Annotated in this window: 8 protein-coding genes; all 8 read left to right on the top strand. The window is 68.2% G+C overall.

The window, feature by feature from the left end:
* The first annotated feature begins 136 nt into the window (after nt 1–136).
* Complete coding sequence (locus ACFYL6_RS32750; protein WP_387177089.1) at nt 137–1,678, top strand: sugar ABC transporter ATP-binding protein; 1,542 nt, start codon at nt 137–139, stop codon at nt 1,676–1,678.
* Nucleotides 1,675–2,745: an ABC transporter permease gene (locus tag ACFYL6_RS32745; protein ID WP_387177088.1), complete on the top strand. Its 1,071-nt coding sequence runs from the start codon at nt 1,675–1,677 to the stop codon at nt 2,743–2,745. Before ACFYL6_RS32750 ends, ACFYL6_RS32745 begins: the two co-directional genes overlap by 4 nt.
* Complete coding sequence (gene yjfF / locus ACFYL6_RS32740) at nt 2,742–3,731, top strand: galactofuranose ABC transporter, permease protein YjfF (RefSeq protein WP_387177087.1); 990 nt, start codon at nt 2,742–2,744, stop codon at nt 3,729–3,731. Before ACFYL6_RS32745 ends, yjfF begins: the two co-directional genes overlap by 4 nt.
* Before the next feature lie 26 nt (nt 3,732–3,757).
* Nucleotides 3,758–5,260: an L-arabinose isomerase gene (araA, locus tag ACFYL6_RS32735; RefSeq protein ID WP_387177086.1), complete on the top strand. Its 1,503-nt coding sequence runs from the start codon at nt 3,758–3,760 to the stop codon at nt 5,258–5,260.
* 344 nt (nt 5,261–5,604) lie between these two features.
* Entirely contained in the window at nt 5,605–7,701 is a 2,097-nt protein-coding gene (locus ACFYL6_RS32730) for a family 43 glycosylhydrolase (protein WP_387177085.1), read from the top strand.
* Between the two features lie 413 nt (nt 7,702–8,114).
* Nucleotides 8,115–9,101, top strand: a complete 987-nt coding sequence (locus ACFYL6_RS32725; RefSeq protein WP_387177084.1) for a LacI family DNA-binding transcriptional regulator — start codon at nt 8,115–8,117, stop codon at nt 9,099–9,101.
* Nucleotides 9,102–9,424: 323 nt separating this feature from the next.
* A complete protein-coding gene (locus tag ACFYL6_RS32720; RefSeq protein ID WP_387177083.1) occupies nt 9,425–11,080 on the top strand; it encodes a glycoside hydrolase family 27 protein in 1,656 nt (551 codons plus the stop codon).
* Between the two features lie 286 nt (nt 11,081–11,366).
* On the top strand, nt 11,367–12,509 hold the full coding sequence (chvE, locus tag ACFYL6_RS32715; protein WP_387177082.1) for a multiple monosaccharide ABC transporter substrate-binding protein: 1,143 nt from the start codon (nt 11,367–11,369) through the stop codon (nt 12,507–12,509).
* The last annotated feature ends 143 nt before the right edge of the window (nt 12,510–12,652 follow it).

Genomic DNA, 12,652 nt, shown 5'->3' with positions numbered 1-12,652 from the left:
CTACCCGAAACGGACCGGGCTTGGCCCGCGACGACCCCGTACCACGCCCGCCCGAGCGCCCCCAGGGACGACCGGGCGGGCGTGGCGGGAGCGTAGCGGCCCTTCCGTGTCGACAACCCAGAAGAGGTCTGATGGGATGACGGATAGCCGTCCGGTCCTGACGATGACCGGGATCAGCAAGTCCTTCCCCGGGGTGCGCGCACTCCACGACGTCAACTTCCGGCTCTTCCCCGGCGAGGTGCACGCCCTGATGGGCGAGAACGGCGCCGGCAAGTCGACCCTCATCAAGGTGCTCACCGGCGTCTACGACACCGACGAGGGCGCGATCACCCTCGACGGCGAGCCCGTGTCGTTCACCGGGCCGATGCAGGCGACCGCCGCCGGTGTCAGCACCGTTTTCCAGGAAGTCAACCTCTGCACCAACCTCTCGGTGGCGGAGAACATCTTCATCGGCCGCGAGCCCCGGGTCTTCGGCGCCGTCCGCTGGGGTGAGGTCCGCCGCCGCGCCCGGGCCCTGCTGGCCCGCCTCGACCTCGACCTCGACGTCAGCGCGCCGCTCGGCTCGTACTCGCTGGCAATCCAGCAGATGGTCGCCATCGCCCGCGCGATAGACATCAAGGCCCGGGTGCTGATCCTGGACGAGCCGACGTCCAGCCTCGACGCCGGCGAGGTGGCGCAGCTGTTCCGCATCATGCGGCAACTGCGCGACGAGGGCATCGCGATCCTGTTCGTGACCCACTTCCTCGACCAGGTGTACGAGATCGCCGACCGGATCACCGTGTTGCGTAACGGCGGGCTCGTCGGCGAGTACCTCACCACCGAGCTGCCCCAGCTCTCCCTGGTGGAGAAGATGATCGGTAAGGAGCTCGACGTCCTGGAGGGCATCGAGGAGCACTCCCGGCGGGACCTGGCCGCGCTGGAGGAGGGCACCCCCCTGGTGGCGGTGTCGAACTTCGGTCGGGCGGGCGCCGTCGAGCCGTTCAGCCTGACCATTCACGCCGGCGAGGTGGTGGGCCTGGCCGGCCTGCTGGGTTCGGGGCGTACCGAGGTCGCGCGGTTGTTGTTCGGCGCCGACCGGACCGACGGCGGTCAGGTCGCGGTCGACGGGGAGGCGGGCAGCCTGCGTACCCCCGCGCAGGCCATCGACCACGGCGTGGGTTTCTGTTCGGAGAACCGCCGCGCGGAGGGCATCGTCGCCGACCTGTCGGTCCGCGAGAACATGATCCTCGCCATGCAGGCGGCCCGCGGCTGGCTGCGGCCCATTCCGCGTCGTCGCCAGGACGAGCTGGTCGACAAGTACGTCAAGGCTCTCAACATCCGGCCCGCCGACCCGGAGGTGCCGGTACGCAACCTCTCCGGCGGCAACCAGCAGAAGGTGCTCCTGGCCCGGTGGCTGATCACCGAGCCACGGCTGCTGATCCTGGACGAGCCGACCCGGGGCATCGACATCGGCGCGAAGACCGAGATCCAGAAGCTCGTGACGCAGCTGTCTGACGGGGGCATGGCGGTGTTGTTCATTTCCGCCGAGCTGGAGGAGGTGCTGCGCCTCAGCCACAAGGTGGCGGTGATGCGGGACCGGCAGATGGTCGCGCAGCTCGCCAACGACGAGAGCCTCGACGCCGACCGCATCATGCAGACCATCGCCAGCGGATCCCACCGGGAGGAGGCAGACCGATGAACGACACCATGAGCCGCTATCGGACGATGATCGGTCACCGGCTGTTCTGGCCCGCCGCCGTGCTGTTCGTCATGCTCGCCGCGAACACGATCTACCGGCCCGGGTTCCTGTCCATCGAGCTCAAGGACGGGCACCTGTACGGCACGCCGATCGACATCCTGCGGCTGAGCGCGCCGCTGATCCTCGTCGCGCTGGGCATGACGCTGGTCATCTCGACCGGCGGCATCGACCTGTCGGTCGGTTCGATCTGCGCGATCAGCGGCGCGATCGCCTGCATGTACATCAGCAAGCAGCCCGACCAGAACAGCGTTGGCGTGGTGCTGACCGCCCTCGCGATGGCGATGGGGATCGCGCTGGTGCTCGGTGCCTGGAACGGGGTGCTGGTGGCCGTGATCGGTATCCAACCGATCATCGCCACCCTGATCCTGATGGTGGCCGGCCGGGGCCTCGCCCAGCTGATCACCCAGGGTCAGATCATCACCATCAACTCCGAGCCGTTCCGCGCGATCGGGTTGGGCCACCTGTTGACCCTGCCGCTGGCCATCTTCATCGCCCTGGCCGCGGCCCTGCTCGTCGCCGCGTTCACCCGTCGCACCGCGCTCGGCATGATCGTCGAGTCGGTGGGCGGCAACGCCGAGGCGAGCCGACTCGCCGGCATCCGGTCCGGCCGGGTCGTCTTCCTCACGTACGTGCTCAGTGCCGGCTGTGCCGCGATCGCGGGTTTCATGATGACGGCCAACGTCTCCAGCGCCGACGGCAACGCCGTCGGCCTCTGGGTGGAACTGGACGCGATCCTCGCGGTCGTCATCGGCGGTACGTCCCTCGCGGGTGGCCGGTTCTTCCTCAGTGGCACGATCATCGGCGCGCTGATCATCCAGACCCTGACCACCACGGTGTACGCCATGGACATCTCGCCGCAGACCTCGCTGCTGTTCAAAGCGGTAGTCGTCATCGCCGTCTGCCTCATCCAGGCACCGGCCTTCCGGGCCCGGTTCAGCCGACGTAGGCGCAATGCCCCGCCGCCCGCCACCATCGCCGACAAGCCGAAGGAGCAGGTGCCGGCATGACCACTGGAACGCTTACCGCCGGTCGTACCCGGTTCCGGCTGCCGAGGAAGCAGATACCGGTCCTGGCGACGCTCGCCCTGCTGCTGGTGATGTACGGCATCGGCGTCTCGCAGTACACGGCGTTCTCCAACGTGCAGGTCATCTTCAACGTCTTCATCGACAACGGCTTCCTGCTCGTCGTCGCGGTGGGCATGACCTTCGTGATCCTCACCGGCGGCATCGACCTGTCGGTCGGGTCCGTCGTCGCCATGACGGCGATGGTGTCGGCCGCGCTGCTGCAGAACGGGATGCCGGCGCCGCTGGTGCTCGTCATCGCCCTGCTCATCGGCCCGACGCTCGGCCTGCTGATGGGCTGCGCCATCCACTTCTTCGACATCCAGCCGTTCATCGTCACGCTCGCCGGGATGTTCTTCGCCCGGGGCATGTGCACGTTCATCTCCGGTGCGTCGATCCCGATCACCGACGGTTTCTGGACCTCGATGTCGCAGGAGCGGATCGGGGACCCTCGGGGCAACTTCGTGTCGATCAGCGTGCTGATCGCCTTCGTGGTGGTCGTCATCGCCGCGTACACGTTGGCCTACACCCGACTGGGACGCAACGTGTACGCCATCGGCGGCAACCCGCAGTCGGCGCTGCTGATGGGCCTGCCGGTGGGGCGTACCCGGGTCGCCGTCTACACGATCAGTGGTCTGTGCTCGGCCATCGGCGGGATCCTGCTGTCCTTCTACACTCTCTCCGGTGCGCCGCTGATCGCCGTGGGGATGGAGCTGGACGTCATCGCCGCCGTCGTCATCGGTGGCACGGTGCTCACCGGCGGCGCGGGTTACGTCTTCGGCACGGTGCTCGGCGTGCTGGTCCTGGGCGTGATCCAGACCCTCATCACCTTCGACGGGAGCCTCAACTCCTGGTGGACCAAGATCGTGATTGGCGGTCTGCTCTTCGCGTTCATCCTCCTTCAGCGCCTCATCGGAATCCGTTACAAGTGACCGCCCCTCTCGCGGAAGGCAACTCCATGGCACCACACACCGAACCCGAGATCTGGTTCCTCACCGGCAGCCAAGGCATGTACGGCGAGGAGACGCTCCGCCAGGTGGCCGAGCAGTCTCGCCAGATCGCGGCCGCGCTCGACGACTCGCCGCAGATTCCCGCCCGCGTGGTCTGGAAGCCCGTCCTGACCAACAGCGGTGAGATCCTGCAGGTCTGTCGTGACGCCGCCGCTCAGGGTGCCGTCGGGGTCATCGCCTGGATGCACACGTTCTCGCCGGCCAAGATGTGGATCTCCGGTCTGGACGCGTTGCAGACGCCGCTGCTGCACCTGCACACCCAGGCCAACGTTCTGCTGCCGTGGAACGACATCGACATGGACTTCATGAACCTGAACCAGGCCGCCCACGGCGACCGCGAGTTCGGGTACATCCAGACGCGTCTCGGTGTGGCCCGTAAGACGGTGGCCGGGCACGTCAGCGACCCGCGGGTGACCACTCGGATCGGGGCATGGGCCCGCGCCGCGCTGGGCTGGTCGGCGATGCGGTCGCTGCGCCTGGCCCGCTTCGGTGACAACATGCGCGACGTCGCGGTGACCGAGGGCGACAAGGTCGAGGCCGAGCTGCGGTTCGGGGTCTCGGTCAACACCTACGGCGTCAACGACCTGGTCGAGGTGGTCGGCGAGGTCACCGACGCGCAGGTGGACGACCTGGTCAAGGAGTACGAGGACACCTACCGCATCGTCGGCGCGCTGCTGCCCGGCGGCGAGCAGCACGACTCGCTGCGGTACGCCGCACGCGTGGAGTTGGGCATGCGCGCCTTCCTGGACGCGGGCGGGTTCCGGGCCTTCACGACGAACTTCGAGGACCTCGGAGGGCTGCGTCAGCTGCCGGGCATCGCCGTGCAGCGGCTGATGGCGGACGGCTACGGTTTCGGCGGCGAGGGCGACTGGAAGACCTCGGTGCTGGTCCGCACCCTCAAGGCGATGTCGGTGGGCGTGAGCGGCGGCACGTCGTTCATGGAGGACTACACCTACGACCTCACCCCGGGCAACGAGTTGGTGCTCGGCGCCCACATGCTGGAGGTCTGCCCGACCATCGCCTCCGACGTGCCCAACGTGGAGATCCACCCGCTGAGCATCGGTGGTCGGGAGGACCCGGTCCGGCTGGTGTTCGACGCCGCGCCCGGCCCGGCCGTGGTGCTCGGGCTGGCCGACATGGGGGAGCGCTTCCGGCTGGTGGCCAACGAGATCGACGTGGTGGCCCCGCCGCAGCCGCTGCGCCGGTTGCCGGTCGCCCGGGCCGTCTGGCGTCCTCGCCCCGACCTGCCGGTCTCGGCCGAGGCGTGGATCACCGCGGGCGCCCCGCACCACACCGTGTTGTCGCAGGCGGTGGGCGTGGAGGAACTGCACGACCTGGCGGAGATGAGCCGCACCGAACTCGTCGTCATCGACGCCGCCACGGAACCCCGCCGCTTCGCCGACGAGCTGCGCTGGAACCAGGCCTACTACCGGCTGGCCCGCGGCTTCTGATTCGCGCGGCCCGACCGCGCCCCGGACGGGTGGTCCGTCCCTGCCTGACATTCCTCGGGCAGGGCCGGGCCACCCGTTTGCGTGTCCGCTAGCACGGTCACGAGCCGATTGGGTTACGTCTTGACTAAGGGCGTGTTATCGCTCACAGTCTATAACCAAGACGGTCGATGTCTGTGGCTGGCCCGGCCGCGATCATGTCTCTCCCCGTGTTCGGCAGATCAGCGCCTCGGACCACGTTGAGCGATGTTAGCGATCACATTCTGCGATCGGGCCAGCTCGGCACACCGCCCAGTGCCGCGGATGACGACCCCGGGCCGCTCGGAACGCATCGTCAGAGGAGGATCATGGTTGCCATCGGTCGGGTTCCCTGGACAACACCAGCGCGGGGGCGTGGTCGGCTGTCGCGACTCGTCGCCGCCGCGGTCGCGGTGGTGGTCGGCGGTGCTCTGGCGGCTGTCGCGCCGACCGCCGCGTCAGCGGCGACTGTCGACACGAACGCGTGGTACGTGCTGGTGAACCGGAACAGCGGTAAGGCGTTGGATCTGTACGCCTCGGCTACGAATGACGGGGCGCGGGTCAGTCAGTGGACGCGGAACAACGGTGTCAATCAGCAGTGGCAGTTCGTGGATTCGGGGGGTGGCTACTACCGGGTGAAGTCGGGGCACTCGGGCAAGGTGCTCGACGTCAGTGGCTTCTCCACCGCTGATGGTGGTGCGATCGTGCAGTGGGCCGATCTCAATGGGACGAACCAGCAGTTCCGGTTGGCCGACTCGGACGGTGGTTATGTTCGGTTGATCAACCGCAACAGCAACAAGGCGGTCGAGGTGCAGGGCGCGTCCACCGCCGATGGTGGGAACGTGGTGCAGTACGCCGACTGGGGCGGCACCAACCAGCAGTGGCAACTCGTCCAGGTGGGCGGCAGCGACCCCGGCACCCCCGGCACGTCGTACTCGAACCCGGTGGTCTGGCAGGACTTCGCCGACGTCGACATCATCCGGGTGGACAACGCCTACTACATGTCGGCGTCCACCATGCACTACTCGCCTGGCGCGCCGGTCCTGCGCTCGTACGACCTGGTGAACTGGGAGTTCGCCGGTCACTCGGTGCCCCGACTCGACTTCGGCTCGAAGTACGACATGAGCGGCGGTAACGCCTACGTCGACGGGATCTGGGCGTCGACGCTGAACTACCGGCCGAGCAACCGGACGTACTACTGGGCCGGGTGCATCGACTTCGCGCAGACCCACATCTACACCGCGTCCGCCGTCGACGGCACATGGAGCAAGCACACCACCATCCCCAACTGCTACTACGACGCGGGGATGCTGATCGACGACAACGACACCATGTACGTGGCGTACGGCAACGGCACCATCAGCGTGGCGCAGCTGTCCGCGGACGGGAAGTCCCAGGTTCGTGCCCAGCAGGTCTACACCACGCCGTCGAGCATCGGAACGCTGGAGGGCGCCCGCTTCTACAAGCGCAACGGCGCCTACTACATCTGGCTCACCCGCCCGGCCAACGGCCAGTACGTGCTGAAGTCGACCAACGGCCCGTTCGGCCCGTACGAGCAGCGTCAGGTGCTGCTCAACCTGCCCGGCCCGATCTCCGGCGGCGGTGTGCCGCACCAGGGTGGGCTGGTGCAGACCCAGAACGGCGACTGGTACTACATGTCCTTCGTCGACGCGTACCCCGGTGGTCGGATGCCGGCCATGGCCCCGATCACCTGGACCGGCGACGGCTGGCCCGTGCTGCAGACGGTCAACGGCACGTGGGGCAGCTCGTACCCGAAGCCGAACCTGCCCGCGCCACCCCGGGCGGTCAAGCCGCTCACCGGCACCGACACGTTCGCCGGCACCACGCTCGGCCCGCAGTGGGAGTGGAACCACAACCCGGACAACAGCAAGTGGTCGGTCAACAACGGGCTGAACCTGCAGACCGCCACCGTCACCGGCGATCTGTACAAGGCGCGCAACACGCTTACCCACCGCATCCAGGGCCCCACCTCGACCGCGACGATCGAGTTGGACTACTCCACCATGCGCGACGGTGATCGCAGCGGCCTGGCGGTGCTGCGCAACTCGTCGGCCTGGATCGGAGTCCGACGGGACAACGGGTCCACCCGACTGGTCATGCAGAACGGGCTGACGATGGACGGCAGTTGGAACACCACCAGCACCGGCAGCGAGGTGGCGAGCACAGCCGTCTCCGGTGGCCGGATCTGGTTGCGCGCCAACGCCGACATCAGACCCGGCTCCGGCCGACAGGCCCGTTTCTCGTACAGCACCGACGGGGTCAACTTCACCTCGTTCGGCAACGCCCTGACGCTGGCGAACAACTGGCAGTTCTTCATGGGCTACCGATTCGCCATCTTCAACCACGCGACGCAGGCGCTTGGTGGCGCGGTCACCGTGCGGCGGTTCGACCTGACGACCCCGTGACACCAGTCACACGACGATCGGTCTGACCGGGTGGCGCTGGCAACGCATGCCTGCCGGCATGTCGAGTCCGCGCCACCGCGTCGGGGCCTCGCCGGCCTGCTCCACGCTCTGTCCAGGAGCGCGGGCAGGCCGGCGTACCACGTCGGGGACGTGCCTCGCGCCGGTTGGCTGCGTACTCCGGGTGGGCACCGCGTTGTGCGGCTTCGGTGCATCGCGCAGTCCCCGCACAGCCATGCCGTGTCCGGGGCTGTTGCTGGCGTAGACTGTCGGCGATCCAGCGCTGGTCACCTGGGATTCAGCACCGGCGTGGTGACTGAGCGAGGGGGATCGGGCCGGGCCGCCCCAGTCGACGTCGACGGGCCGCGGGCCGGAGACGTAGCGGGGGGAGTTAAATGGCCGTCCACGGTCCCGCGATGACGGACGTTGCTCGTCTCGCCGGTGTCTCCCATCAGACGGTGTCGCGGGTGCTCAACGGGCACCCCAACGTCCGTGAGCAGACCCGTCTTCGGGTGCGCGCGGCGATCGCCGAACTCGGCTACCGCCCCAACGGCGCGGCACGCGCCCTGGTGACCGGTCGATCACAGGTCATCGGCGTGGTCGCGCAGAACACGACGCTCTACGGTCCGGCGTCGCTGCTGGCCGCCCTGGAGCAGACCGCCGCCGAAGAGGGTTTCGCGGTCAGCGTCGGCAGTGTGCGTAACCTGGACCACCGTTCCATCTCGGCGGCCGTCGAGCGGCACCTGTCGCACCGGGTCGCCGGCATCGTGGTCATCGCCCCGGTCGAGTCGGCCGGTGAGGCGTTGGAGCGCCTGCCCAAGGATGTCCCGCTGGTCACGGTCGACGGTGACCCGAACCGGCCGGTGCCGCTGGTGACGGTCGACCAGGTGGCGGGCGCCCGGGCGGCGACGCAACACCTGCTCGACGCCGGTCACCGCACCGTCTGGCACGTCTCCGGGCCGACCGACTGGTTCGACAGCGTCGGCCGGATCGACGGCTGGCGGCAGGCGCTGCTGGCCGCCGGGCTGGATCCGCCGCCGCCCATGCCGGGGGACTGGTCCGCGGCATCGGGTTACCGGTGCGGGCAGATGTTGGCACGGATGCCGGAGGTCACCGCCGTCTTCACCGCCAACGACCACCTCGCGCTGGGCGTGCTGCGGGCGCTGCACGAGTTCGGCCGGCGCGTGCCGGACGACATCAGCGTGGTCGGCTTCGACGACGTGCCGGAGGCGGCGTACTTCATTCCGCCGCTGACCACCGTCCGACCGGACTTCGACGCCGTGGCGCGGGCGAGCCTGCAGATGCTGCTGTCCCAGATCGAGTCGGGCACCGGTGGGGCGCTGCGGCAGACCGTCGCCCCGGCTCTGGTCGCGCGTCAGAGTGTCGCCCCACCGCGTCGCTGACAGCCGGACCAACCAGAGGTCGCCCCCGGGCGCGGGGTTCAGTCCCGCCCGCCGCTGTCCGAAGCGCGCTGCGCGACGGGTGCGGGCCCGCGCCAGCGTGCGCCAATTTCCGGCTCTGCCACCAATAAGACGTGGCTCGATGGGTAGCACAGTGTAGTTAATCGATGTCGGGCGATACGGCATCGCGCAGGTATTGAACCTCGTGAAATGTCGCCGTAACATGATGGGCGTCTCTGTTAACGCTAACAAAAATTGGCGTCCAACTATCGGCGCACCGGCCAGGGATTGTGGTCGCGGGCGGGCGCCACCGACAAGGAGGCTCGATGAACCGCATTACCCGAGGTCGGCGCTGGGGGAGCGTGCTGGCGGCCGGAATACTGCTCGCCGGCGCCCTGGTCGGCCTTCGCGCCCCGACCGCGCAGGCACTGGACAACGGCGTCGCGCGCACTCCACCCATGGGTTGGAATTCGTGGAACTCGTTCGGCTGCAACATCAACGAGGCGCTGATCCGGCAGACGGCGGATGCGCTCGTCAGCAGCGGCATGCGGGACCTGGGCTACAACTACGTCGTGGTCGACGACTGCTGGTTCAACCCCAACCGGGACGGCTCCGGCAACATCCAGGGCGACCCCACCCGGTTCCCCAGCGGGATGAAGGCGCTCGGCGACTACCTGCACGCCCGGAACCTGAAGTTCGGCCTCTACCAGGTGCCGGTCGACAAGACGTGCGCGCAGTACTTCGGCTCCTACCCCGGCGCGACCGGCAGTCGTGGTCACGAGGTGCAGGACGCCCGTCAGTTCGCCGCCTGGGGTGTCGACTACCTCAAGTACGACTGGTGCTCCCCGGAGGGCAGCATCAACGACCAGGTGGCCACGTTCGCCAAGATGCGTGACGCGCTGGCCGCGACCGGTCGACCGATCGTCTACAGCATCAACCCGAACAGCATCCACGCCAAGACCGGCCCGCAGCGCAACTGGGGCGACGTGGCCAACATGTGGCGAACCACCGAGGACATCACCAACGCGTGGGACACCGGCCAGAGCAACGGCTACCCGATGGGCATCCAGAACATCATCAACGTGACAGTTCCGCTGGCGTCCTACGCCCGGCCGGGTGGGTTCAACGACCCGGACATGATGGAGGTCGGCCGCGGCGGCATGAACGACACGGAGATGCGCAGCCACTTCGCCATGTGGGCGATCATGGCGTCTCCGCTGATCGCCGGCAACGACGTGCGGAACATGAACGCCGCGACGCAGACCATCCTCAAGAACGCCAACCTGATCGCGATCAACCAGGACTCGCTCGGGTTGCAGGGGACGCAGGTGTCGTTCGACGGCACGCGCCGGGTGCTGGCCAAGCGGCTCGCCAACGGTGACGTCGCCGTCGCCCTGTTCAACCAGGGCGGCGCCACGACGACGATCTCGACCACGGCCGCGGCCATCGGAAAGTCCGGCTCGTCGTTCACCCTGGTGGACGCGTGGACCGGTGGCACCAGCTCCAGCAGCGGGACCATCAGCGCCAGCGTCCCCGCGCACGGCACGGTGGTGTACCGGGTCAGCGGTGGCGGGACGACTCCGCCGACGACGCCGCCGCCGACCACGTCGAGCGCGTATGCCAGCGCCGCCTCCGGCCGCTGCCTCGACGTGCCGAACAGCAACACGGCCAACGGCACGCAGCCGGTCATCTGGGACTGCAACGGCGCCGCCAACCAGCGCTGGACCAGCAGCGGTCAGACCCTGCAGGCCCTCGGTAAGTGCCTGGACGCGCCGCCCAACGCCGCGGCCGGTGCCAAGGTGCAGATCTGGGACTGCAACGGCGGGGCCAACCAGCAATGGACGGTAAACGCCAACGGCACGATCAGCGGCACGCAGTCGGGGCTCTGCCTGGATGTCAACAACAACGGCACGGCCAACGGCACCACGGTGATCCTCTGGACCTGCACCGGAGCGGCGAACCAGCGGTGGTCGCAGCGGTAGCCGCTCGGGCCCGGTTGACCGCCCGGGTGGCGGCAACCCGCCCGATCCGGTAGTACTGGTGCCCGCGGACGGCAGACGTCGTCCGCGGGCACCAGTCTGTGCGGCACGCGTCCTGCCCTTTCGGGGGACCGGCCGCATGACTACGCTCGCCTGGATGCTCCGTTACGAGACCGTGACACCGGTATTTCGGATCTGGTGTTGACGCAGTCTATGTGAGCGCTAACACTACCCGAAAGATGACAGTTGGCCCCGGCAGTCGGCGGGGGAGTCCAGAGAGGAGAAGCCCGTGGGCAGGAAATTCCTGGTTGCTCTCGGCGGCGCGGCACTGGCGCTGAGTTTGGCGGCGTGCAGTGGCGGGGGTGCGGGCAGCGGTGGCACCACCGGCGACGAGAAGCCCAGCGAGTTGACCATCGGTGTGTCGATGCCGACCCAGACCTCGGAGCGGTGGATCGCCGACGGCAACGCGGTGAAGTCGAAGCTTGAGGCCAAGGGCTACAAGGTCGACCTCCAGTACGCCGGCGACGACATCCCCACCCAGTCGCAGCAGGTCGACCAGATGATCACCCAGGGTGCGGATGTCCTGATCCTCGCGGCGATCGACGGCACCGCGCTCAGCAGCCAGCTGCAGGCAGCCGCGGCCGCGAAGATCCCGGTCATCTCCTACGACCGTCTGATCCGTGGCAGCAAGGACGTCGACTTCTACGTCAGCTTCGACAACTACAAGGTCGGCGTCGCCCAGGGCACCGCGCTGCTCGTCGGTCTCGGCCTGCTGAACAAGGACGGCTCGAAGGGCACCGCCAAGGGGCCGCTGAACGTCGAGCTCTTCGCCGGTTCGCTGGACGACAACAACACCCAGTACTTCTTCGGCGGCGCGATGGACACGCTGAAGCCGTTCATCGATAACGGCACGCTTGTCGTCAAGTCCAAGCAGACCACCCCCGAGCAGGTAGCCATCCTGCGGTGGCAGCAGGAGACCGCGCAGAAGCGGATGGAGAACCTGCTCACCTCCAGCTACAACGACGGCTCGAAGGTCGACGGGGTGCTCTCGCCGTACGACGGCATCTCCCGCGGCATCATCACCGCCCTGCAGAACGCCGGCTACGGCAAGGGCGCGAAGAAGCTCCCGGTGGTGACCGGCCAGGACGCGGAGATCGCCTCGATCAAGCTGATCAACGACGGCGTGCAGAGCTCCACGGTCTTCAAGGACACCCGACTGCTGGCCGAGCAGGCCGTGAACGCCGCCGAGGCGTTCCTGCAGAAGAAGCAGCCGCAGGCCAACGACACCCAGACGTACAACAACGGCGTCAAGGTCGTCCCGGCGTACCTGCTGCCGATCGCGACCGTCTACAAGGACGACATCAAGGCGACGCTGATCGACTCCGGCTACTGGACGGCGGAAGAGGTCGCCGCCGGTCAGGCCAAGAAGTAAGCCACTCGTCGGGGCCCGCGGGGCCCCCCCCGGCCCCCCCCCGGGGGGGGGGGGCCCGCCCCGCCCGGGGCGGGGGGGGGGGCCATGGGGACACAAAACACGAGATGGGGCGCCAAAACCAAACCAAAACCCCCCGGTGCCCG

The organism is Micromonospora sp. NPDC007208 (genome assembly GCF_042869175.1).
GTDB lineage: Bacteria > Actinomycetota > Actinomycetes > Mycobacteriales > Micromonosporaceae > Micromonospora > Micromonospora foliorum.
Note: the sequence above shows the minus strand (reverse complement) of the source record. Positions and strands in the feature narration are given on the sequence as shown.

Excerpts from the sequence above, each read along its gene's own strand:
- ACFYL6_RS32725 (WP_387177084.1), top strand. The coding sequence starts at position 8,115 with ATGACGGACGTTGCTCGTCTCGCCGGTGTCTCCCATCAGACGGTGTCG.
- ACFYL6_RS32730 (WP_387177085.1), top strand. The coding sequence starts at position 5,605 with ATGGTTGCCATCGGTCGGGTTCCCTGGACAACACCAGCGCGGGGGCGT.
- ACFYL6_RS32720 (WP_387177083.1), top strand. The coding sequence starts at position 9,425 with ATGAACCGCATTACCCGAGGTCGGCGCTGGGGGAGCGTGCTGGCGGCC.
- ACFYL6_RS32745 (WP_387177088.1), top strand. The coding sequence starts at position 1,675 with ATGAACGACACCATGAGCCGCTATCGGACGATGATCGGTCACCGGCTG.
- ACFYL6_RS32750 (WP_387177089.1), top strand. The coding sequence starts at position 137 with ATGACGGATAGCCGTCCGGTCCTGACGATGACCGGGATCAGCAAGTCC.
- yjfF (WP_387177087.1), top strand. The coding sequence starts at position 2,742 with ATGACCACTGGAACGCTTACCGCCGGTCGTACCCGGTTCCGGCTGCCG.
- araA (WP_387177086.1), top strand. The coding sequence starts at position 3,758 with ATGGCACCACACACCGAACCCGAGATCTGGTTCCTCACCGGCAGCCAA.